This is a genomic window from Clostridioides sp. LIBA-2809, assembly GCF_056688965.1.
The window spans coordinates 691804-716444 of the sequence record NZ_CP197004.1; the positions used below are offsets into that span (position 1 = coordinate 691804).

General features: G+C 28.9%; 27 protein-coding genes. 22 read left to right on the forward strand and 5 right to left on the reverse strand.

The genetic code is table 11. The features are described from left to right. Window position 1 precedes the first annotated feature (1 nt). From ACTG44_RS03535 to ACTG44_RS03595, 13 genes are all read left to right on the forward strand, one after another. Window positions 2-619, forward strand: a complete 618-nt coding sequence (locus ACTG44_RS03535; protein ID WP_479921292.1) for a class I SAM-dependent methyltransferase — start codon at window positions 2-4, stop codon at window positions 617-619. Between the two features lie 361 nt (window positions 620-980). After that, entirely contained in the window at window positions 981-1394 is a 414-nt protein-coding gene (locus ACTG44_RS03540; protein WP_479921293.1) for an MATE family efflux transporter, read from the forward strand. Between the two features lie 467 nt (window positions 1395-1861). Then, window positions 1862-2032 carry a hypothetical protein gene (locus ACTG44_RS03545; protein WP_021383326.1) on the forward strand — a complete coding sequence of 57 codons (171 nt, stop codon included), beginning with the start codon at window positions 1862-1864 and terminating at the stop codon, window positions 2030-2032. A 317-nt stretch (window positions 2033-2349) separates the two neighbouring features. Beyond that, window positions 2350-2496, forward strand: a complete 147-nt coding sequence (locus tag ACTG44_RS03550; protein ID WP_479921294.1) for a MerR family transcriptional regulator — start codon at window positions 2350-2352, stop codon at window positions 2494-2496. 237 nt (window positions 2497-2733) lie between these two features. Beyond that, window positions 2734-3222 (forward strand): DUF3841 domain-containing protein, encoded by a 489-nt coding sequence (locus ACTG44_RS03555; RefSeq protein WP_479921295.1) that lies wholly within the window; start codon window positions 2734-2736, stop codon window positions 3220-3222. Window positions 3223-3322: 100 nt separating this feature from the next. Continuing rightward, window positions 3323-3730 (forward strand): DUF2178 domain-containing protein, encoded by a 408-nt coding sequence (locus ACTG44_RS03560; protein ID WP_021383304.1) that lies wholly within the window; start codon window positions 3323-3325, stop codon window positions 3728-3730. Next, complete coding sequence (locus ACTG44_RS03565) at window positions 3731-3943, forward strand: helix-turn-helix transcriptional regulator (RefSeq protein WP_079746906.1); 213 nt, start codon at window positions 3731-3733, stop codon at window positions 3941-3943. A gap of 239 nt (window positions 3944-4182) precedes the next feature. Then, window positions 4183-4488, forward strand: coding sequence for a hypothetical protein (locus ACTG44_RS03570; RefSeq protein WP_479921296.1), 306 nt, complete (start codon window positions 4183-4185; stop codon window positions 4486-4488). Between the two features lie 305 nt (window positions 4489-4793). Further along, window positions 4794-5477 (forward strand): TetR/AcrR family transcriptional regulator, encoded by a 684-nt coding sequence (locus tag ACTG44_RS03575; RefSeq protein WP_479921297.1) that lies wholly within the window; start codon window positions 4794-4796, stop codon window positions 5475-5477. A 387-nt stretch (window positions 5478-5864) separates the two neighbouring features. Next, window positions 5865-6323 carry a hypothetical protein gene (locus tag ACTG44_RS03580; protein WP_479921298.1) on the forward strand — a complete coding sequence of 153 codons (459 nt, stop codon included), beginning with the start codon at window positions 5865-5867 and terminating at the stop codon, window positions 6321-6323. Window positions 6324-6973: 650 nt separating this feature from the next. After that, complete coding sequence (locus ACTG44_RS03585; RefSeq protein WP_479921299.1) at window positions 6974-8158, forward strand: cation diffusion facilitator family transporter; 1185 nt, start codon at window positions 6974-6976, stop codon at window positions 8156-8158. Between the two features lie 339 nt (window positions 8159-8497). Then, window positions 8498-9856: an MATE family efflux transporter gene (locus ACTG44_RS03590; protein ID WP_479921300.1), complete on the forward strand. Its 1359-nt coding sequence runs from the start codon at window positions 8498-8500 to the stop codon at window positions 9854-9856. Window positions 9857-10149: 293 nt separating this feature from the next. Continuing rightward, on the forward strand, window positions 10150-10851 hold the full coding sequence (locus tag ACTG44_RS03595; RefSeq protein WP_479921301.1) for a Fic family protein: 702 nt from the start codon (window positions 10150-10152) through the stop codon (window positions 10849-10851). Window positions 10852-11126: 275 nt separating this feature from the next. Here the strand turns inward: ACTG44_RS03595 and ACTG44_RS03600 are convergent, their stop codons facing one another. Together ACTG44_RS03600 and ACTG44_RS03605 are read right to left on the reverse strand one after the other, a co-directional pair. Next, window positions 11127-12107, reverse strand: a complete 981-nt coding sequence (locus tag ACTG44_RS03600) for a CPBP family intramembrane glutamic endopeptidase (protein WP_479921302.1) — start codon at window positions 12105-12107, stop codon at window positions 11127-11129. Window positions 12108-12252: 145 nt separating this feature from the next. Beyond that, window positions 12253-12717, reverse strand: a complete 465-nt coding sequence (locus ACTG44_RS03605) for a GNAT family N-acetyltransferase (protein ID WP_479921303.1) — start codon at window positions 12715-12717, stop codon at window positions 12253-12255. A gap of 170 nt (window positions 12718-12887) precedes the next feature. Here ACTG44_RS03605 and ACTG44_RS03610 point away from each other — a divergent pair, with 170 nt between their 5' ends. The 5 genes from ACTG44_RS03610 to ACTG44_RS03630 all read left to right on the forward strand — a co-directional run bounded on the left by ACTG44_RS03610 (window position 12888) and on the right by ACTG44_RS03630 (window position 19952). Beyond that, on the forward strand, window positions 12888-13052 hold the full coding sequence (locus tag ACTG44_RS03610) for a hypothetical protein (RefSeq protein WP_479921304.1): 165 nt from the start codon (window positions 12888-12890) through the stop codon (window positions 13050-13052). A gap of 511 nt (window positions 13053-13563) precedes the next feature. Further along, complete coding sequence (locus tag ACTG44_RS03615; protein WP_479918170.1) at window positions 13564-14214, forward strand: GntR family transcriptional regulator; 651 nt, start codon at window positions 13564-13566, stop codon at window positions 14212-14214. 161 nt (window positions 14215-14375) lie between these two features. Further along, window positions 14376-16412, forward strand: coding sequence for an alpha/beta hydrolase family protein (locus ACTG44_RS03620; RefSeq protein ID WP_479921305.1), 2037 nt, complete (start codon window positions 14376-14378; stop codon window positions 16410-16412). A gap of 381 nt (window positions 16413-16793) precedes the next feature. Continuing rightward, on the forward strand, window positions 16794-18749 hold the full coding sequence (locus tag ACTG44_RS03625; RefSeq protein WP_479921306.1) for an alpha/beta hydrolase family protein: 1956 nt from the start codon (window positions 16794-16796) through the stop codon (window positions 18747-18749). Window positions 18750-18761: 12 nt separating this feature from the next. Then, window positions 18762-19952: a permease gene (locus tag ACTG44_RS03630; protein WP_479921307.1), complete on the forward strand. Its 1191-nt coding sequence runs from the start codon at window positions 18762-18764 to the stop codon at window positions 19950-19952. 227 nt (window positions 19953-20179) lie between these two features. On the opposite strand, the gene ACTG44_RS03635 is transcribed toward ACTG44_RS03630, so the two are convergent. From ACTG44_RS03635 to ACTG44_RS03645, 3 genes are read right to left on the reverse strand one after another with little or no spacing between them, the layout of a single operon-like run. Then, window positions 20180-20692, reverse strand: coding sequence for a P-loop nucleotide/nucleoside kinase family protein (locus ACTG44_RS03635; RefSeq protein ID WP_479921308.1), 513 nt, complete (start codon window positions 20690-20692; stop codon window positions 20180-20182). Window positions 20693-20695: 3 nt separating this feature from the next. Next, window positions 20696-20866: a hypothetical protein gene (locus tag ACTG44_RS03640; protein WP_479921309.1), complete on the reverse strand. Its 171-nt coding sequence runs from the start codon at window positions 20864-20866 to the stop codon at window positions 20696-20698. Then, complete coding sequence (locus tag ACTG44_RS03645) at window positions 20866-20976, reverse strand: GNAT family N-acetyltransferase (protein ID WP_479921310.1); 111 nt, start codon at window positions 20974-20976, stop codon at window positions 20866-20868. The genes ACTG44_RS03640 and ACTG44_RS03645 overlap by 1 nt, the downstream gene beginning before the upstream one ends. A gap of 460 nt (window positions 20977-21436) precedes the next feature. On the opposite strand from ACTG44_RS03645, the gene ACTG44_RS03650 reads away from it, so the two are divergent. From ACTG44_RS03650 to ACTG44_RS03665, 4 genes are all read left to right on the forward strand, one after another. After that, window positions 21437-22615, forward strand: coding sequence for an iron-containing alcohol dehydrogenase (locus tag ACTG44_RS03650; protein WP_479921311.1), 1179 nt, complete (start codon window positions 21437-21439; stop codon window positions 22613-22615). Window positions 22616-22629: 14 nt separating this feature from the next. Further along, window positions 22630-23349 (forward strand): flavodoxin, encoded by a 720-nt coding sequence (locus ACTG44_RS03655; RefSeq protein WP_479921312.1) that lies wholly within the window; start codon window positions 22630-22632, stop codon window positions 23347-23349. Window positions 23350-23384: 35 nt separating this feature from the next. Then, a complete protein-coding gene (locus ACTG44_RS03660; RefSeq protein ID WP_479921313.1) occupies window positions 23385-23927 on the forward strand; it encodes a flavodoxin family protein in 543 nt (180 codons plus the stop codon). Window positions 23928-24020: 93 nt separating this feature from the next. Further along, complete coding sequence (locus tag ACTG44_RS03665) at window positions 24021-24617, forward strand: cyclophilin-like fold protein (protein WP_479921314.1); 597 nt, start codon at window positions 24021-24023, stop codon at window positions 24615-24617. Window positions 24618-24641: the final 24 nt, after the last annotated feature.

Here is a 24641-nt window from a genome sequence, read left to right on the forward strand (position 1 = left end):
CATGAAAAATATAAAAACAAAATCAAAACAGGCATTTAATAATCAAGCAAATACCTATGACAGAGATATAAAGGGACAACATGCGAGAAATCTTTATCCAGTATTACTTGAAGAGCTTTCAAAAATTTCATATGACACTATTTTAGATTTAGGGTGTGGAACAGGAGCTGTACTACAAGCGATTTTAAAAGAAGATTGCAAAAAGAAGGCATATGGAATTGATATTTCTGAAAACATGTTGGAAGTGGCAAGAGGTAAGTTAAAAGAAAGTGCTACTTTAATTTTGGGAGATTCTGAGTACCTTCCATTTGAAAATGATTTTTTTGATATTGTGTACTGTAATGATTCTTTTCATCATTATCCCAGACCAGATAGAGTATTATCAGAACTAAGCAGAGTATTGAAGCCAAAAGGGTCTTTAATAATTTGTGATTGTTGGCAACCCTTTTTACTTAGAGATATAATGAATGTCTTTATGAAGTATAGTAAAGATGGGGATGTAAAAATGTACTCAGAAAAAGAAATATGTGGATTGTTATCTGTAGATTTTAATGATATTGTGTGGAAGAATGTAAATCATACATCATATATTGTAACAGCTAAAAATAAAAAGTATTAATGTTATTGAGATAGAGTAGATGTCATTAAAATAGAAATAAAGATAGGTATAGAGGTGGGGTAGATGTCATTAAAATAGAAATAAAGATAGATATAGAGATAGGGTAGATGTCATTAAAATAGAAATAAAGATAGATATAGAGATAGGGTAGATGTCATTAAAATAGAAATAAAGATAGATATAGAGATAGGGTAGATGTCATTAAAATAGAAATAAAGATAGATATAGAGATAGGGTAGATGTTATGAAAACAGAAATAAAAATAGCTATAGAGATAGAGTAGATATTAAAAAATAATAAATTAAATAATGAATATTTTTTTGACTTATAAATGAATGATATTCATTCATAAAAGGGTGATATGGGAACAAAAATTGATTTTATATCAGGAGATACAAAAAAATGCCTTGTAAAGATGTCTTTACCTCTGATAATAGCTATGTTTTTGAACATGACTTATAATCTAGTGGATAGTATATGGATTGGAAATTTATTAGGTGAGACTGCAATGGCAGCACTTACAACTTCAACGCCAATAATTTTAATTATAACTTCAATAGCTATAGGAGCTACAAATGGTATTTCAATTTTAATTTCTCAATCTATTGGTGCAAAAGAGGACAGAAAAATAGAAAGCTTGATTTCCACTTCATTATTGACATCAGTAATATTTGCATTAATAGTTACTGTGATTAGTGAATTATCATTACCACTTCTATTGAGAATATTAAACACTCCAACAGAAACATATTCATTGGCATACAGCTATTTCTGAACCTCCCATGACTAAAGTCACAGGGTTCCTGCTTCATAGAATTTTGCATAATCAATATATTTACTTGGGTATATTGCATTATATCTTTACTGTTATTTTACTGCTGTATTACGTAGTTTTGGCAATACTGTGTTTCAAGCAGTCGCAATGTTAGTATGTACAATATTGAATGCTGTACTTGACCCTTTTTTTATAAATATTATTGGGTTTCAAGGAGCTGCTATTGCTACTTTAATCTCTCAAAGTACTTGTCTCATTTTTATTTCTACAAAAACAAAGTATATAAGTGTATAATGTATTTATAAATAGATAATTATATAAATTTAATTTTATTTATATAGTTATTGGAATTATAATTTATAAATTATGTATAATAAGAATATAATTTAGTTAGCAACGATTACATTGTGTTAAATTCAGATAAGTTATATGATAATTTGTTTATTTTGAGTTTTGGAGGAATAGTTATGGAATCAAATAATAATGCTATAAAGTCGACTGTTAAAAAAGGAATTTCTTTTGGCTCTTGTTTAGCAATGATTATTTCTTATACTGCATGGAAGTCTATCCCGTGGGCTATTTTCCACGGTCTAATGAGTTGGATATATGTGATTTATTATTGGGCTAGATATATGTAGATTGAGATAATAAATAGTTGATATTATTAAATTTAAGAAAGTAAATGTAAAGGCGAACAATCTATTTGTTCGCTTTTACATTTTGTAATTTACCAGCAATAGTTTAAAACAGAAATAAATTTTAAAACTAGTTATAAGTACTAAAGAATGTATAAATAAAACAAAAATATTTGAGTTAGTTATAAGTATCAAAGAATATATAAATAAAACAAAAATATTTAAGTTATTTATGATTATAAAAGTATTTATCAATAAAACAAAAGCATTTAGGTTACTTGTGAGTATAAAAAATATCTATAAATTAAATAAAGATTCTTATGAGGTTAAAATTGAAAAAATACAAACCCATTGAATTAGCAATGATATTTAATATTAATTCAAATACTATTAGGTTTTATGAAGAGGTTGTATATATTTCAAAAGCTAAACGAAAAGAAAATAACTATCATGAGTTTGGAGAATAACATATATTGTAGTTGAAAATCTGTAGATATATATTTGGATATCAATTTACAAATAGTATTATATGAAGTGCTGGTATGATGGTTATCAAGTCAACTGTTAGCAGAAGTTCGGGAATTGGTAAACATCGTACTTTTGACTACATTCATACAATTAAAAAGGAATTAGATATATTTATATTTTTAAAAAGTATGTATAATCAAATAGTATAACAATATTGAAAAGGAGTTGTATTATATATGAAATTTTATACTATACAGACTTTAGAGTTTTGGAACAACAATAAAAATAATAAATATCTATTAAATAATTATTCTCTTATATTAGAAGGTTTTGACATTCCATATAAATGGATGTATATTCAAATGATAAATAGAATACCTAAATTTGATGATAGTATGATATGGGTTTGGTTGAATAGACCTGATTTAAGATGTAGTGCATACTTAGAAAAAGGTACGAGAGGTGTTTTACTCGAAATTGAAATAAGCAAAGATAATGTATTGTTATCTGATTTTGATTTATGGCATTTACCTTTAATGGATATTGCTGTAGAGCTTTATGAAGATGAACAGATTGAAAAGGAGACAAGTTGGCAAAGAATATTTGACTTGGAATTATGCTCAAAATTAAATGAAGTTAGTATAGAAGACTTGACTCTTCAAGGAGTAACATCTAAAGTTTCCCTATCCAAAGTCAAATTAATAAAAGAATTTGTTGCAAAATGATATTTCTATTGATATTTCTATTGAAATTTATTCCAAAAAGTTATATATTTATAACAAGAGGTGTTATAAATACATAACTTTTTTTAAGGGGTGATTTTATATGTCTAAACAACAAATTGGTATTAAATCAACACTTATTTCAGAAACAATAGCAGTTGCCTATTGTCTTGGAGCAACATTAGTAAACAAGTATTTTTTTAAAGGAAGTAATATTGAGTATATTCCTATAATTATTTGGGTAGTAGCTGTAGTATGTCAATGGATTTATGACCAAAAGAATGATGATTTGGTCGATGAAGCATCTAAATACATACTATCAAGAGTTAATGGGATTGCGATAAAAGTATTGTTTTATTCTATGGTTATAATCTCTGTATCCCTTGCAACACTGGATATAAATGTATCGAATTTAAATTTAGGTATGTTTTTATTAGTTATTTTGTTTATTCAATCTTTGTTAAAGTTATTTTTATTTATATATTTTGATAGAAAGGGGATATACAATTAGGTGTCAGTATCGCTAAAGACAAAAATTAAATACTATAGAGAAAAGCACCTTATGACACAAGGAGAACTTGCAAAGTCAGTAGGGGTAAGACGTGAAACTATTGTACATTTAGAAAATGGTCGTTATAATCCTTCTTTAAAATTGGCAATGGATATTGCTAAGATATTTAATACAACTGTGGAAGAGCTATTTGAGTTTGTTGAAGGAGAATAGTATTTAAATTTTGCAGGTTGCTTGTACATTAGAAAATGAACGGTTTTATAAAGTTGAAAATCTATATTAAGATTCATATGACAATTAGAGAAGTTTTGCTACAAGAAATTGGATAAAATAAAATATAAATTTAATTTTAAATATACTTCCAAAATTATCTAGTCACATATATAATATAATTATAAAAATAATGAATATTTTTATAGTAGTAGTTAATTTTCTAATAAGGAGGGTGTAAAATGCCTAGTATGATTATGGAAGTTGTAGGAGTATTGTTTATAGCTATTGGATTAATTTTGACATTCATTGAGATAAAGGAAAATTTCCCTTCTTTTTATGGATTTGGTCAAAATGCTGTAAGAAAAAATGCTGTAGGTATTCTAGCAGCAGGAGTGGCTTTAATTTTCTTTAGAAATGGCATAGAGAGCATAGATTCTATAGCCACTTATGGCATGTTTTTAGCTATAGAACTTATTGTAATAGTTGCATATTTCTTAATAAGAAGAAAATTTGTTAAAGAAGATAAACATTTAAGAGTTAATTAACTAAATTATCTACTATAAAAATTGGAAGATTAAAAACATGTAAAGTTTTGTTTTTGGTTATTTCAAATCCAAATTTGATTATTTTTAGAGAAACTATGTTCTGTATAAAACTAGAATGTGGTTTCTTTTTTATGTATAATATAATTTTTAGAAATGAAAGTTATAATATATTCTATAGGATAAAATATACTAGACAACATGCAAATTCTTATGTCTAAACTCCTAAGAATCTTGACAAGAATGTTAAGATAAGAGATAATGAATTCATTCATTGGACATAAGATTAATTTAAAAGGAGTATTATTATGGCTAAAACAAAAAAGATAATAGATAGTAATATAAATCATGAAGAAATAAATAATAAACAACGTACACGAATATCAAAAGAACCTCAAGAGAGAAAGCAAGAAATAATTGAAACTGCTTTAGAATTATTTTCTGAAAAGGGGTTTGAAAATACAACTATTCAAGACATAGCAGAAAAAATGAATGTTTCGCAAGGACTATGTTATCGCTATTTTAAATCTAAAATAGAAATATTTGCCGCTACTTCAGAATACTATGCAATGAAGGCTGTAGAGCAAATACAAATCCCTATATCAGAGGATTTACCTGCAGTTGATAAGTTGAATACCATCATAAAGCGTATGTTTGAATATGAAATGAAGCACCATGAATTTGAAGCAAGGTATAATGAAAATTCTGAGATAAGGGCAAGTAGACTAGACAATGTTGCTAAGCAACTGGTTGATGTTATGATTCCAATTATAGAGCAGGGTGTAAGAGAAAATGTATTTCACTGTACAAATGTGACTCTTGACACTAAGTTTTTGGTGTTTGGTATTATCCATACTTTTCATGAAGAGATGCCAAACGAAAATATTAAAGAGTATATAGTATCTTTCCTTAATTTTATGAAAGATGCGTTTATCTGTACCTTAAAAATTGAAGATACAGATAAGATTGGTGAGGGATGGATTAATTTGTAGAACCTTATATTTTAGTTATAAGTTATAATTAAGTAGTGTGAAAGATTGATAAAGTATTTGCTTAGGAGTATATCTTAAGATAAAAAAATGACTTTAGTCTATGAGTATGCTACAATACAACCAAATCGGAATTTGGAAAAAGATACTATAATTGTAACGATATTTTTGCTATAAAATCAAATATAGTCAGAGTATATTCTTACTAAATTTTACACTTAAGCAAGTTATTTTAAATAAGTAGGATGTACAAAACTAATAGAGAAAGTTTTTAAAGTCTGTTTTATTAATAAAATAAATATTAGGATAGGCGAACTTATTTTTAGATTTTATACAGTTCAAATTTTTAAAAATAATTTAGATTTATTCTAATGGAAGGGTAAGTATAATATGAAATTACATAAAAAGATACAGCTTTTGTTTTTGATGTTTTTATTTACTATAATGTTAACTTCTTGTTCTGGCTCTTCAATGTCATATACATTTGATGTTGAAACTGGTGATAAGATAAAGGTAAGATTAGACACCTCGGATGGATATTCATTGACACAGAAAGATGGAAAGTTTACTGTGAAAAAGGGCGATGAAGAGGTATTACAAGGAATATTTACTACAAAAGAGGGTTATGAAAAGTATCAAAGTATAAAGACTGATAAAGGAGTAAAGGTTCTTGAAGATAAAGAGAAAGATGAAAATAAGTATTTCTTTTATGAATTTGAGGGTGAAGCAGGTACAGAAAATAACTTTGTTCTTTGGGTCAAAGACTCAAATACAGGTGTAGTAATAGGTAGCTTGTCTGGAGAAAAAGAGGCAAAGTCTGCGTTTGAAAGGTTAACAATTACATTATAATAAGAGTTATAATCAAATGTTAATCATCAAAATCTAAAATTCCGATTTTTAAAGGGGATATCTCAGAATAGAGATAAGCCTCTTTTTCGTTGTTGAAATGATAAAAATATATTTGATTTAATACAAAAAAGAGTGCCTCATTAACTAAACAGTTCATTTTGAGACACTCTCTTTTTTAGTTTAATTTAGTAGTTAAGAGTTATAAGATTAACTGTTTCATTGTATCTAATTTAATCATCTGTATTTTATTTTAAAACAGTAACTATTTTTTTATTTAAATTTTATATTTTTCATTTAGTCGTTATATCTATGAGATTGCCTACTGTTTTATGCCTATTTAAGTGTTTTAAAGATGTATAATCAAACATTTACCCTGTATCTATTTGAGCTATTTAATAAATAAAAAAGTGATATAAAATATCTTTGCGAGTGAATTTATTCATTCCTTGTTGACAAATTAAAAAAATTGATTTATTATTGAACTACCCAAATGAATGAATTTATTCACTGAATTGAATAGTTGGTTAGTTGATTAATGAAAAAAGTTATTCATCGTGCAAAATAAATAATTATTTGGTTAATGAAAAAAGTTATTCATCATGTAAAATGACTAATCAAAAAAACACATGTAAAGAAAGGTAGGAGTATAAATGATATCATTATTAGCTAGATTGTGGATAAAAGATAAAGAAAATATATCATCTCCAATAGTGCGTCAGGCTTATGCAAAGCTTTGTAGCAGTGTAGGCATATTCTTAAATATTCTATTGTTCATGGTTAAATTATTGTGTGGAACTGTAAGTGGCTCAACAGCAATTATTACAGATGGATTCAACAATTTAGCTGATGCAGGTACTTCTTTTGCTTCATTCATAGGCTTTTGCATTGCAGGGATTGGGGCAGGTGAAAATCATATCTTTGGTAATGGAAGATATGAGTGGTTTATGGGAGTTTTGTATTCAATTGCTGTAATTATTATGGGAAGCACATTAGCTCGAAATTCAGTTGTATCAATCATTTCACCTAAAAGTATAGAATTCAGTTTTACAATTCTTTTTATTCTTATTTGCTCTATAATCGTTAAGCTATATATGTTTTTTTACAATAGAAAAATCGCAAAGAAAATTGATTCTACTGCAATGAAAGCAACAGCCATAGACTGTATCAGTGACATGGTTGCAACAACAGCAATAGTAATATCTTTACTTACAGAGTATTTTACAGGATGGGCGATTGATGGCTGGTGTGGATTATTGGTATCTGTATTTATCATCGTTTCAGGTATGAAATCTATGTTTGAGATAGGAGGAAGATTATTAGGAAAATCTCCAGATAAAGAAATGGTAGATGAAATAACTAAAATAGCAATGAAGTATGAGGAAGTACAAGGGATAAATGACTTGATTATCCATGATTATGGACTTGGTCATTTTGTAATTTCAATGCACATTGAAGGCAAAGAGGGTATAGGCAGTAGGATTTTAAATGATGTTGCGAATGAAATCTCTTATAGACTTTATATTGATATGGGATGTAATGCTACCATACAGACAGATTTTTTAGTTACAGACCAAATTATAGTTGATGAGATATTTAAAAGAGCTACAAAAGAAATACATAAAATTGATTCATATGCCACAATAAATGACTTGCGTATAATCAAGTCTGGTCTGCATACAAATGTGATTTTAGTAATTGCAGGTTCAAATAAACTTCAAAAGATTGAAAGTGAAATTAGAAAAGTAATGGAGAAGGCTGTTGCTCCAGTGGATGGTAGCTATCATGTAATGATTAGACTTGTTATTTCACGTAAGAATAAGAAAACTTGCATTTAAAGTATCCTTTAGAGTAAGAAGGCTTATATATAAGTTTAATTAGAGAATTTTATTATTATCGCTTTTATATGAATGTTTGCTTAGATTAAATAAGAATTGTATAAGTTAGCTTAAATAAGAATTGTATAAGTTAGCTTAAATAAGAATTGTATAAGTTAGCTTAAATAAGAATTGTATAAGCTAGATTAAATAAGAATTGTGTAAGTTAGAATAAATAAGAATTGTGTAAGTTAGCTTAAATAAGAATTGTATAAGTTAGAATAAATAAGAATTGTGTAAGCTAAATCAAATGATAGTTATATAAACTACATAAAAGAACATTTAGAAGGGGGATTTATCATGGATAACGAACAACGTATAAAACTACTTAAAGAGACACCTATAAAAAAACTTTTATTAAAAATGGGAATCCCAACAATGATTGGTATGCTAGTTACAGGATTCTATAATTTAGTAGATGCTTACTTTGTTGGGGGGCTTGGTACTAGTCAGATGGGAGCTGTTTCAATTGCATTCCCACTTGGACAAGTAATCGTCGGGATAGCACTATTATTTGGTGGAGGAGTATCATCATACTTGTCCAGACTATTAGGAGAAGGAAATAATTCACAAGCTAATCATGCAGCATCAACTGCACTGTATTCAAGTATATTTATTGGTATAATCTCAATTGTATTGATTGAGTGTTTCATTGACAAAATCATATTTGCACTAGGAGCTACAGATACCATTTTTCCATATGCAAAACAGTATGCAGTGATTTATGTAGCAAGTTCAATTTTTAATGTATTCAATGTAACTATGAACAATATAGCAACCAGTGAGGGGTCAACCAAAATATCTATGATAAGCATGTTATTAGGAGCAGGATTAAACTTGGTATTAGCACCTATTTGTATATATGGATTAGATATGGGTATCTCAGGTGCAGCAGTTGCAACTGCCATAGCACAGGCAATAACTAGTTTAATGTATGTAGTTTATCTATTAATGAAAAAAAGTATTTTCAATTTTTCTATAAGGGAGTTTAGATTTGAACGTGAAATTTACTTACAAATACTTAAAGTAGGGATACCAACTCTTGTATTTCAGATTTTAACAAGTGTAGCTATAGGGCTTACCAATAAAGGTGCTCAAGGTTATGGAGATTCAGCAATAGCAGCTATGGGAATTGTTACACGTATAATGTCAATGGGTTCTTATGCAGTGTTTGGTTTTGAAAAAGGATTTCAACCAATAGCTGGATATAGTTATGGAGCTAAGCAATATATGAGATTAAACGAGGCTATAAATACTACTTTAAAGTGGACAACTATTTTTTGCTTACTGATGTCATTAGTTTTAATTATATTTCCAGAACCTATTATATCTTTGTTTTCAGCCAATGATAATTCTGTAATAGAAATTGGTACATTTGCTCTTAGAATAAGTAGTGTAATGTTTATTTTCTTTGGATTTGGTACAGTTTATTCTATACTATTTCTTGCACTTGGGAAAGCAAAAGAAGGTGCTTTTCTTAGTGTAAGTAGACAAGGGTTGTTTTTTATACCGACTATATTATTGTTGCCATCAATTATGGGGATTAATGGCGTGATTTTTGCTCAACCGATTGCTGATTTGTTTATGGTTATATCTGCTGCAATTCTGGCAGTGAAATTGAAGAAAGAGATAAGAGCTTTGTCAGTAGAAAGAATATAGAATATTGCGATGAGATGTTGTGTAAAGTGATATAATAAGAGGGATATGAGTTATGAAATTTGCTGTATATATTTATTAGTAAATTGAGTAGAAAATGGAGGGGTATTGAAAGTAAATATGGGTGGAATAAGTGGATAATCATTAAATAAGTTATAAAATGATAGACCATTCTTATAAATTATGACTATAATAAAATTCCAAACTGCTCATAAATTCTAATCTTGTATACCTCAAAATAACTATTATAAAATTACATAATGATTTAAAAATATCAAAATAATTGAGGTGATAACATGAACAATACATTTTTAGATAAATTGCTTGAGACAAAAGAACTTAAAAACTCACTTTATAGTGTATTAAAACATCATTTCCTTTATAATTCCAATAAGATAGAGGGTAGTACTTTTACTACAGAGGAATTGGCACTTTTGCTTGATAAGAATGTCGTTACAGGAAGACATACCTTAGATGATGTACAAGAAACTGTTAATTCTAGCTATGCATTTGACATAATAATTGATTCATTGAAAGAAAAAATAACACATGGTTTCTTAAGAAATTCACATTCAAGTTTAATGTTTAATACAACTTTACATTCTAGAGGGATGGCTGGTATATATAAAACTATACCAAATATGATACTAGGAACTGATGTAAATATAGCACAGCCATTTGAAGTAGAACCAAAGCTTGATGAGTTAATTGAATGGTACTACAATCAAAATGAAATAACTATTAAAGTTATAGCTGAATTCCATTATAGATTTGAATTGATACATCCATTTCAAGATGGTAATGGTCGCATAGGTAGATTTGTTATGTTAAAACAGATGCTAGAAAATAATCTTCCTATAAAAATTGTATCTTGGGATAGTGAAGATTTATATAGAAGTTCCTTAAATTCATGTAGCATAGGGAATTATGACCCTTTGATTGAATATCTATCAAGTTTAGAAGATTTTAGAGAAGCATATAAAATATTATGGAAATAGTTGTTTATAGTAAAAAATGATGACTTTTTATATAATTATATTTTTCTTAAGAAATTTAACATTAAGTTCTTAGACATTCTTATCATGAAATATGCCCCCCTCTTAGTAGACATTAAAATATATAAAACTGTCTAAAGCTAAGAGGGTTTTGTTATGTTCAAAACTAAGGTATAATCAGAGCAAAAATTTAAAGCAATCGAATCATATTTAAAAAATGAGAATACAGTAATAAAAATAATGGAAAAATTAAATATCGGAAAAAGCATATTTATAGACTAGTTAGAACTTTCATCAGGGTTATTAGTTTTGTACTCTTTAGTAAATAAGAATGGCAAAAACAATATAGCATCAACTACAATACTCCAAAATAGTGATTCTAATGTAAATATAGATTCGTTACCTCCTTGAAGTATAACATAAACATTGTTATTTACTAAGTGGATTAATATTGGTGCCCAAAGGTTTTTGGTCTTCAGATAAGTATATCCTAAAAATATTCCTATAAAGGTACAATATGATATATGGGAAATAACACAATAAAATGGAGTTTCTGGACTGTACAAAGTAATACAAAGGGGCAAATGCCAAATTCCCCATATAAAACCTAAAACTATTACACCAAATTTTTTTCCATAAATCTTTTGTAGTCTAGGTTGAAGAAAGTATCTCCATCCAAATTCTTCTCCAAAAAATAAATTAAAACCAAAACATAAATTTATAATTATATTTACAAATGCTATAACAAATTTATTTATAATATCAATTGATAAATTTTCATTACTAATAATAATTCTAACTATAATTAATATCAAGAATATTAATATTACACTTAAAACCTTTTTAAAATTTTTACATAAAGATAAATTTAAAACTTCAAATTGAGATTCATTGTAAAGAACAACAGCTAGAAGATAAAAAGATGTTAATGTATCTATTGTTGCAGAAATAATACTGTTATTAATTAAAAATATTTCAGCTATAGGTATTGCTATTCTCACAACTGTAACTATAGCAAAAAACTTTAAAAATTTATCCACTGTTGAATTAAACTTGTAATTAGAAACTCTTTTTAGGACAACAATAGCAGAAAATGCAGGAATATACATAAATAATAATGAAAAGTTTGATATAAATTCGCTATTATTTGGTTTCGATACTGATAAAAATAAAAATATAGATATAAAAGCAATTAGTAAAAAATTTATTAATAAAAAATAATTTATTTCTTTCTTTATTAATTTAATATCATTTGACATATTAATTCTCCTTATCTTAAACTTTATGATTATATATATATAGTAGCAGATTTCATATAGAAATAAAAAAATATAATGAATTTAAAAGAATTTGTTAGATATTCAGTATCTTGGAGTTGTAAAAATAGGTCACTTAATTTTGAAACTATTTATACCTCATAACAAAAAATTCTCCATCCCCTAAGTACGTTTTTTGTATCTTGGTCTCAACTATTTTAAATCCTTGAGACTCATAACATTTTACAGCTCTCTTATTCCAGGTTCTTACTTCTAATACAATAGGTTTAGTACTATATTTATTTCTACATTCTTCTAAGCCTAAACTAATTATTTCTTTACCAATTCCCATTCCACAATAATCTGGTTTTATACCAATGCCAAAGAATACAGAGCTTCCTTTATCTAATAAGTTTATAAAACCTATCAATTCTTTATTGTCATCTATAAAACTTATAAAATTTTTTCTTTTATCTTCTTTTGCTAGTGAGAAATTATTCTTTTTAATCTCATCCCATGAAGGTAGATTGTATATTGAATATTCCCCTTCATATTTCCAATTAGTAACTTCTATAGCATGTTCTTCTGTAAATATAGCTTTATTTAGTTTCATATATCCTCCTAATTTCAAAGCAAATTTTAATATTTATGTATCTATTTTTCTTTTGTATGTAGGCTCAAAGTAGAGTATAATCATAGCTTACAAGTTTTTATTATAAAAAATTTTCATTAGAAAATCAAATAAAAATATTAAAATGAGCAAAGACTTATTTAAATGTAATTTTGGATTTAGGTGATAGAAGTATAGTATCATACCATCCTTTCTTTTTATTTACAATTATTTCTATATATTTCTTATCTGACCCATTTAAAATTGGAACAGGAAATGCTATTAAATTTGAAGACCCATTTGGAAACAGATTAGGAATAACTGATTATATAAAGTAAAATAAATTTGAGTGATTATTAATGTACATATAAAACAAATACAAACTCTCCCTTAAATGAAATGGACTAAGATAAATACATAATAAAAAATGATAATGCTATTAATAAACTAATAACTACAAATTCTATTAATAAACTAATAACTACAAATTCTATTAATAAAACGATAAAAATCATAAATATAAAACTTATATAGTATAAGATTTAAAATATATTAACAGTAATCTGAATATATTAAAAATCCAAATTAAAAATAGAAATGTAAGACAACTTAACTATTATTATACTTTTTTACTATTATCCAAAGAAGTGAAAAAATAAAAAATTTTAAATTTAAAATTTTTTATTTTTTATTTATTGCGGAAAGAATAAAAAGATGCTATACTTTTTGTAACATATTATTCCAGTTATTAAGACATAATAAGCTTTTATAGTTTAATTTGTCTAATGATATTTTAAAAATTATGGTTTTATTATAATATGGCAAAAGAATAGAAATAAGGTGATAGTAGTGAAAGTAAAATCAAATTTAGATGAAATTTTATATCATAAGATTATTGAAAGTCTTATTCGTGGCGAATACTCTGTAGGTCAAAAAATATTACTAAATGACCTTTGTGAAAAATTTGAAGTAAGCAGAACACCAGTAGTACAAGCAGTAAAAATGTTAAATAAAGATGGTGTGCTTACTATTATGACAAATGGTAAAGTGTATGTACCAGAGTATGAATACGATATGGTAAAGCAAGTTTGTGAAACAAGAACACTGATTGAAACATATGCTCTAGAAAAAATGATGCAAGAGGAAGAAGAGGTATTCCAACAAAAGCTAGAAGTGATAAAAAGATATTCTGATAAATGTGAAGAGTTCTATAAACAAGAAAAATCTGTAGAACTTGCACTTACAGATTTAAAATTACACAAAGCTATTGTTGAAGGTGCTAATAATGAGATTTTAAATGATGTATATGTTGGTATACAAGGAAGATTTGTAGTAGTAAATTATCTGATACGACCATTAAAAAATCGTAACTATGAAGGAACAGTGCAAGACCATTTTGAAATATTGAAATTTATTGAAAGCAGAGATACAAAAAAAGCAGTAGAGAAATTGAGAAATCATATTCAAGGAACTATTAAACGATTCTGTGAAGATGAATAATGTATTTCGAGGTTTCTATATATTTATATAGTGTAAATCAGAAATATTACAGGGAAGCCATAAGGCTTCCTAAAAAAATAGCCTTTATAAAATTTTTTATTTTAAATTTAAAATTTTTTATTTTAAATTTAAAATAAAAAATGAAAGAGGTGGTAGGGAGTTTGAATAAAATTATTACAGAAAGGATAGAAAAGACTATGAAGAAGCTATTTACAAGTGAAACATTTTTGGAATATCAATTTGTTAGTGATTGCCAGTTGTCACCAGATGGAGGCTATACAGCATTAGTTGTAAAAAAAGCTGATATCAAAGAGAATGGTTACACAAGCCAAGTTTATGTGTTAGACAATAAGAGTGGTGAACTAAAACAAATAACATCTATAAACTCTGTAGGAGCATATACTTGGGAAGATGAAAATACTATTGTGTTTCCTGCTTTGAGAAATGAAAAAGTAAAAGAAGCTATCAAAAATGGTAAGCAATGTATGAGTTATTACACTTTATCCTTACATGGCGGAGAAGCAGAAGAACTTTTTACACTCCCTATCAAAGGTGGAAAATTAAATCCTATAGGAAAAGGTTTGTATGCAGTTATTGATTCTTATGATAATGACAGACCTGTTGTGGAAGGATTGTCAGAAGAAGAGCAACAGAAAAAAATAAATGCTTATAATAAAAGACACTATGAGCATTTCAAAGAAATTCCTTATGCTGTCAATGGTGAAGGATATATCAGTAGAAAAAGAAAACGTCTATACTTATACAACAGCAACACAAAAGATTTAAAACCAATTACAGCACCTATGTTTAATGTTGTAGGTATGAAAATAAGTGATGGCAAAATCTTATATGTAGGTCAAGAGTTTGAAGATGTAAAAGGTCTAAAAAATGGCGTTTATGTATTTGATACAAATACTAATGAGAATGTTTGTATCTTAGAAAAAGATAAGTATATTGTAAAAGGTTTTGAATTATATAAAAATCAAGCAATACTAAATTTAACTGATGCTTTATCTTATGGGAATGGAGAAAATGGAGATTTTTATACAATAGATATTGATACAAAAGAAATGAAGTTACTTTCAGAACATCAGCATCATTGTATTGGAAATACAGTAACATCTGATATTAAAATGGGTGCTGGTCAGACAACAAAAGTAGATGGTGAATATATTTATTATACTTCTACAGTAAATATGGATTGCATTATTGAAAGAATACATATACCAACAGGAAGACAGGAAAAAGTTACACAAACAGGTTCAGTTGACTTTATAGATGTGAAAGATGGAAATATTGTATGTATAGGCTGCTCAGAAAACGGATTACCTGAAGTTTATACAGTAGAAAATGGAGCATTGTGTAAGAAAACACATTTAAATGACCATATTTTAGATGAATATAAAATTTCTGTACCAGAATATATCGAGTCAAAAGGAAGTGCTGACTGGGAAATACAAGGATATGTATACAAACCAGTAGATTATAAGGTAGGGGAAAAATATCCAGCTATATTAGCGATTCATGGTGGACCAAGACTAACATATGGACCATATTTTATGCATGAGATACAGGTATTTGCAAGTCAAGGTTACTTTGTTTTCTTCTGTAATCCAAGGGGCTCTGAAGGTCGTGGCAATGATTTTGCAGATATTAGAAAACAGTTTGGGGATATTGATTACATAGATTTTATGGAATTTACAGATACAGTACTTGAAAAATACACAGACATTGATGAAACAAAACTAGCTGTGGAAGGTGGAAGTTATGGTGGATTTATGACAAATTGGATTATTGGTCATACAAACCGTTTTGCTGCTGCTTGTGCTCAACGTTCTATTGCAAATTGGAGTGGTATGGAAGGTACAACAGACATTGGTTATTATTTCTGCAAAGGACAAACAGGTGCTTCTCACATGGAAGACCACGAATTGCAATGGAAACAATCTCCTTTAGCCTATGCCGATAAGTGTGTTACACCAACTTTATTTTTACATGGTGAAAAAGATTACAGATGCTATATGCAAGAAGCATTCCAAATGTTTTCTGCATTAAAAATTCATGGATGTCCTACAAAACTTTGTCTCTTTGAAGGTGAAAATCACGAGTTATCTCGCTCAGGTAGACCAAAACAAAAACTACAAAGACTAGTTGAAATGATGGATTGGTTTTCAATGTACATAAAAGAAGAAAAGTAATGTGTATTAATAAAAGACAATAGTGTGCATTAAGGAAAGTTCACTAATATGTATAGTGAAAGATAATAATGTACATTAAGGAAAGTCAATAATATGTATAGTGAAGATAATAATGTACATTAAGGAAAGTCAATAATATGTATAGTGAAAGATAATAATGTACATTAAGGAAAGTCAATAATATGTATAGTGAAAGATAATAATGTACATTAAGGAAAGTTCAATAATATGTATAGTGAAAGATAATAATGTACATTAAGGAAAGTCAATAATACGTATAGGGAAAGATAATAATGTGAATTAAAAAATACTCCTATATAAATATAGTAACTAAAAAAAATAATACAGAAAAAAGGAAAATAAAGAAAGGAGAATACAAAAATGGAAAAACTAAAGATTGAAAGTTCAGATATTTTTGAATATATATTTCCACATGATATTTCTTGTTCACCTGATGGAAAACATATTGCTTATATTATATCAAATATCAATGAGGAAAAAGACTGCTATGAACATGACTTATATGCTATGGATACTAAAACAGAAAAACAAATACATATGACACAAACAAAAGATGTAACATCATTTAGCTGGATTTCTAATACAGAACTTCTTTTTACATCTAAAAGAGATAAACCCAAAGCAGGTACAACAGATTTTTACACTATTTCTATAAAAGGAGGAGAAGCAAAAAAAGCATTTTCTATTCCAAAAGCCTGTAGTGTACCTATGTCACTTGGAAATAAATTGTGGTTATTTACAACAAAAAATCCAACAGATGCTAAAAAAATAGAACCAGACAGAGCAGTAGAAGGAGTAGATTACTGGACATTTACAGATAAACCTTTTATAAGAGATGGGGAAAATTTCTCTCAAAGAAGACGTGTAACATTGGAATTGTATCAAGAAGGAGAAAGAGAAACAAAAGCCATTACACCAAAATATTGTGAGGTAGCAGGTATAGATGTTTCTCTTGATAAGAAAAGAATTTTATATTCTGGTCAGATTTATGAAGATTGTGCGACGCCTTTTTCTGGTCTTTGGGAATACCATGTAGATAGTGGTAAAACAAGAGAACTTATACCACAAGGAAAATATCAAATCAGCTTAGTAAAATATATTGGTGAAGATAGAGTAATGTTACAAGCTTCTATATTAGACCGTTCTATTACACAAAATCATGATATTTTTATGCTTGACTTGAATACTGGTGAAATGAATATGATTGCTAGTCCAGACGGCATGTATGCTACATTACTGGACGTAGATGCAGTATATGGTGGTGGACGTAGTAATAAAGTTATAGGAGATAAGTTTATTGGTGCAAGGATTTGTAGAACTATGACAGAGTTTGATGAGTTTGACACAAAAACAGGTAATATACGCATCATCACAAAAGTGGATGCTTTTACATCTTTTGATATTTATGACAACACTATGTACACAGTCATGTTGAAAGATTATGAATTGGCAGAAATATATAGCATTGATATGGCTACAGGTGCAATGAAAAAAATGACTTCTTTCTCTAAACCATACTTGGACAGTCATAAGGTTTCACTACCTGAGAAATTGACATTTGTAGCAAAGAATAAAGAAGAAGTTGATGGTTTTGTTATACCACCTATAGATGCCAAAGAAGGTGAAAAATATCCTGCTGTATTGTTCATTCATGGTGGACCTAAATGGGCATATGGTTATATGTTTACACACTTAAAGCAATGTGTAACCGCAAAAGGAATGTACGTTATTTATTGTAATCCTCATGGTGGTGATGGTTATGGTGAAGAATTCTTGGAAATGGTAGAAAGATGGGGATATGTTGATTATGACCATATTATGGAATTTGTAGATACTTGCATTGAGAGATATTCTGGAATTGATGCAGACCGCTTAGGTGTTGCAGGTGGAAGTTATGGTGGTTATATGACAAACTGGATAATTGGTCATACAGACCGTTTCAAAGCAGTTGCTTCTCAAAGAGGTATTAGCAACTTGATTACAGCTTCTTTAATTATTGACTTTGGTGATAGAATTATGAAGCAAACTTGTGGAGATAAGACACCTTGGAATCATGAGGAAGTTCTTTGGAACCATTCGCCAATTAAGTATGTAAAAAATGTAAAGACACCAACTTTATTCTTGCATAGCGATAGGGATTATAGATGTTTTATGGGAGATACTTTCCAAATGTTCACTGCATTAAAACAGCTTGGTGTAGATACGGAAATGTATTTGTTCCACGGGGATACACATGGGTTGTCTAGAAACGGAAGACCATCTAATAGAGTTGTACGTGCCAATGCCATTGTAGATTGGTTTGAAAGATATTTATAAGGGGGTTATTCTATGAGTGATATGTTATTATGGTTTAGTGTCGTATTAGTTTTATTTGCCATTGGGGATTTGATTGCAAGTAAAACAAAAGCAAAGGTTTCAGCTGTATTTGTGACATTACTTTTATTTTTGATTCTGTTTGTTACAAAGGTAATACCAGGGGATATTATTGAAAGAGCAGGTATGACAGCAGCTGCAAGTTGGAGTGTTCCAATGATTATGTTTAGTATGGGAACGATGTTGAATGTTAGACAGTTTATAGATGAATGGAGAACTGTGTTGACAGCATGGCTTGGAATTGTGGCAGTTATAGTTTGTGTTTCACTTTGTATTCCTTTGTTTGGAAAAGCAACAGTGTTGACAAGTATACCAGTTATCAATGGAGCATTACCTGCTACTACTATTATGACACAAGCAGCATTAGAAAAAGGATTGACACTTGCGGCGGCTACAGCAACAGTTGTATTTGCAATCCAAAAGTTTGTTGGTACACCAATTGCCTCTAGAGCTGCACTACAAGAAGCAAATCGTCTTTTAGTAGAGTATCATGAAGCAAAATCAAAGGGGATTGATTTAGCCAATGTCGATAATGATAAGAAAGAAGCAGAGGGTACAGGGGAAAAAGTAAAGCAAGTATTCTGTGAGAAGTATGATAAATATTATTCTACAAATGTTTGTATATTTTTTATAGCTATATTTTCTTATTTGGGATATGAGCTTTCAGAGGTTATCCATGTGAATTATTCTATTGTATGTCTTATAGTTGGTGTGCTTGTAACTCGTATTGGTATTGTACCAAAAGATATTTTAGAAAAAGGGAAAATCAAAGGTTTTATCAACATGGTTGTATTTGCAGCTGTTATTCCTTCTTTAGCAAAAGTTTCTTTGGGAGATTTAATTAGTCTGTTTGTACCAATTGTAGGTATGTTCGCAGTTTCTATTATTGGGATATTCCTTGTGATGAAGGTACTTCCTGGTTGGAAAATCATTGGTTCTAAGCCTCTTGCTTTTGGAGTAGGATTCTGTCAGATGTTGGGATTCCCAACTACATATTTGATTTCAAATGAAGTGTGTAATGCTATTGGAGAAACGGAAGAAGAAAAAGCATATTTGATGTCTAAAATAATGCCTAAGTTAGTAGTTGGTGGTATGGCTTGTATGATTTCCATTGTAGTGGCTGGTATTATGGTACCTATGTTGTAGATGGGTTTTGTAATTAAAAAGAAAATGGGGAATTAAATATTGGGATGTAAATAAATTTTATATTTGGTTAGTTCGTGATAAGTAATTAGCTAGTCTATGATAAATACTTACTTAGTTTGTGACAGTAAGAATGTCTTTTTAAGGAAAAACGGTATAACATCTTCTTTATGTTATACCGTTTTTCCTTTTTCATTTCGTTATATTTTAAAATTAATAAGAACATAATATCAAAAACTAATATCCACAGTATATTCATCTTCTATTAAGACATAGTCACAGTCATACTTTTTACACATTTGTAGATTTTTAGTATTTTCTTCAATAGTAGATTCCATTGTGCAGAATGAATCATCTAATCGACTTTCAATGGCATTTGCATATTTTTTAATATCTGAAAAATGTCTTTCTATATAATCCTTAGTCATAATAAGGCAATAATACTGAATTTCTTTTATATACTTACTATCAAAATCTTTTTTCCAATCAAATGGAATATAACATCCCTCAACTACAAGGTTCTGATTATTTTCTATAGCTGTTTTTATAATCTCTTTGACGATAGACCATAGATAGGGTACAAGCTCTTCATCATCTTCTGATGTTAACGTAGTATTTCCACTTCGTATAAGTCCCATTTTTAATAGGTCAATAGATAGATATGTATATTTGTATTTTTCTAATATTTTCTGTGCAAATAAAGTTTTTCCAGTATGAGAAGCACCCGCAATTAAAATAATCATAATTTAAACACCCCTCTCAACAAAGTGAACCATTGAATTATCCCAATACTTTTTATATACTCTATCATTCCTACCATCAAGATTTAGTTGATACATTCTAAATGTAACTAATATGCCTTTTGGTTGCCATTGTTCTTCATAAGAATATTGATAGCTCATACCTAATTGCTTCATTACATCTCTTTATCACTGTAAATTTTGAACAAAGCTTCTATGTCATTCTCAGTAAACCTTCTTAATATGAGTCTTTCTGTTTTTAGTTCAGGAGTATTTTTAAATATCATATCCCTTATTCTCCTTTAAAAATTAAAATTTATCAGCTAACTTCTTGTAATAGATTATACTACGATTTCATGTCCTAGTCATTTTTCATGCTTTGATTAGGTCACTTTTATATCATGATTTATCAAAAGTAAAAGGGTGATAAAGTGAGTGATAATTAAACAGAAATAAAAGCTATGCTTATAAAGCATAACAATAGATTTAATATAGGTATTTGATATTTGAATAGCCAGATTCTATAATGTAGTTGAAAGGGATGATACTATAATTGATAAACAAAATCAATATAGTTTTATTATCTAAAATTTAAAATGAGCATATTCTATCATCAAATTATAAGTATATGCTCCTTAAATTATAGATATGTGTTTCTTAGGAAAATTAATAAAAATCAAAAACTTTGTTACTTGATTTTTAACACCGAAAATAAAAATTAAAATACAAAAAGGAAAGGTGAATAAAATGAATACTAACTTTAATTTTTTTATACCAACACGTGTAAAATTTGGATGTGGGCAACTAAATCAACTCCATAGAGAGAGTTTACCTGGGAAAAAAGCATTACTTGTCATTTCAAATGGAAAATCTACGCATACTAGTGGAGCTCTTAATCGAACACAAGAACAGCTTAAAATTGCTGGAGTAGAATTTGTATTGTTTGATAAAGTACAGGCAAATCCTATTAAATCTACTATTATGGAAGGTGCTAAAATAGCACGTGACAATAATTGTGACTTTATAATTGCTTTAGGTGGTGGTAGTGTAATGGATGCCTCAAAAGCAATGGCTGCAATGGCCACAAATGATGGAGATATATGGGATTACATGTTTGGTGGTACAGGTGGAGAAAAACTGCTTGTAAAAAATCCTCTTCCACTTGTATGTATTACAACTACTGCTGGAACTGGTTCAGAAGTTGACCAATGGGGAGTTATTACCAATGATAAAACAAATGAGAAGATAGGTTTTGGTGGAGATGATAGACTTTTTCCTGTATTAGCAATTGTAGACCCTGAGCTTATGACAACTGTACCTTCAGAGTATACTGCATATCAAGGTTTTGATGCACTATTTCATTCAACAGAAGTCTATATTAGCAAATTTGCGAATCCTATGAGTGACATGATTGCTTTAACTGCTATCGAAAATATTGCAAACTATCTTGCTCGTGCAGTGAAAGATGGAAAAGATATAAAAGCAAGAGAACATGTTGCTTTTGCTAATACATTATCTGGTCAAGCAATGGTAATCACCAGCACTACAGCCAAACATTCAATGGAACATGCTATGAGTGCATATCATCAGAATCTTCCTCATGGAGCAGGTTTAATTATGATATCAAAAGCATTTTATGAATTCTTTATTGATAAACATGCCTGTGATGAAAGATTTATACGAATGGCACAGGCTATGGGTATGAAGAATTCCTCAAAGCCAGAAGATTTCATCACAACACTAGTAGACCTACAAAAAGCATGTGGTGTTGATAACTTGAAGATGAGTGATTATGGGATTGTTTATGAAGAACTTGATGTTTTAGCAAAAAATGCCCGTGATACTATGGGAGGTCTATTCCTTGCAAATCCTTGTGAAATGAACCATGAAGAATGTGTTGCAATTTTTGAAAAAGCATACGATTAAGGAGTGATATATAAATGATAAACTATTACAAAAAGCTGATAGGTGTGGTTCTTTGCTCTACATTGATATTCTTTCTTGTTGCATGTGAAAAACAACAAGAATCAGAATCTACTCAAAGTAAAACATCTGAAACGAGTGAATCATTAAAACCTGATAGTGAAGCAATAAAAATAGAAGATGCACGTATCTTAGTTGCTTATTTTTCTCGTATTGGGAACTCAGATACTCCAAATGAAACAGAAGCTGTGTCCTCTGCAAGTGTAAATATTAGAAACAATGTAATTGAAGGAAATACTGAAATTGTTGCAAAGATGATTCAAAGTAAAACTGGTGGTGATATATCTCTTATAGAGATGGAAAATAAATATCCATCTGATTATAGTATTATTGAAACTCAAGGGCGTGATGAACGAAACGATAACATCCGTCCAAAACTTTTAACTAATAGAAGTGATATAGACTCTTATGACATAATTTTTATTGGATATCCTAACTGGTGGGGTGACATGCCAATGGCAGTGTATAGCTTTTTAGAAGAGTATGATTTTTCAAATAAAATTATCATACCATTTTGTACTAGTGGTGGTAGTGGATTTTCAAACAGTATTGAGAACATCAGAAAAGAACAGCCACAAGCAACAATTAAAGATGGTCTAGCTATTAGTCAAACACTTCCAGATGGTACAGAAGATGAGATAAACACATGGTTGTCTAATCTTGGATTAACAAAATAAATTTATAATAAGTAATTGAAAAGGGGAATAAAATTATGGGAAAAAATGTTTGTATAATATCTACTAGTCCACGAAAAAATGGGAACTCTGAAGAACTAGCAGATGAATTTGCAAGAGGGGCAAGAGAACAAGGTAATAAAGTAGAAAAGATTACTCTATATGATAAAAACATTCAGTTTTGTACTGGATGTCTTGCTTGCCAAACAACATGTAAATGTGTACTAAAAGATGATGCAAATGACATTATTAAAAAGATGTGTAATTCTGATGTACTTGTATTTGCTAGTCCAATATATTTTTATGAGATGACTGGACAGATGAAAACACTTTTGGATAGAACAAATCCAATTTTTCCAGCTGAGTATGCTTTTAGTGATATTTATCTACTTGCAACAGCAGCAGATGTTAATGAAAGTGCCATGGATGGTGCACTTAAAGGGTTGCAGGGATGGATTGACTGTTTTGAAAAAGCAAGATTGGCTGGTGTAGTAAGAGGGACTGGCTTAGACCAAATTGGTGCAATTAAAAATGATACAAATATACTGAAAAAGGCTTACGAAATGGGAAAATCTATTTAATAAAACTAACATATAAGAAAATAAATTGTTGAAAAACATGAACTTCATTGATTGACAAACGAGATTTACTTATAGATAAAAGGAGGATTTTGTATGCGTAAAATAAGAAAATGGATTATATTTTTAGCTATATTAACTAGTAGCTTTGTTTTATCAGCATGTAACAATACATCATCAGCTAAAACAAAGGCAGATGATTTAAATGCACTATCTCAAGTCCCAAATAATCAAAGTACAAATGCCACTGATAAAATAAATGCTACTAATAAAGTAAATTCTACGAATAAAGTAAACTCTATTGACAAAGTAAATAGTCCTGATAAAATAAATGAACATGAAATCCGTATTAAGTTAACATTTGATGATAAAGAAGCAATTGCTGTGCTTGAAAATAATCCAACTACACAAAGTTTGATTGTTCAGCTTCCAATAACAGTTTCCTTTGATGACTTTGCAGGTGCAGAAAAAATTGCCTATACTCCAACAGAACTTTCTCAAAAAGAAGCACCTAGTGGCTATAACCCAGATATTGGAGATATTACATGTTATGGTCCTTGGGGCAATCTAGCAATATATTACAAAGACCAACCTTATGCCAATGGATTGATTCCTATGGGGCATTTTGAATCTGGTTTAGAAGAGTTGAGTAATATGGAGAAGGGAGTTAGAGTTACTATAGAAAAAATGTAAAGTTATATACTTTAAAGGAGTGCT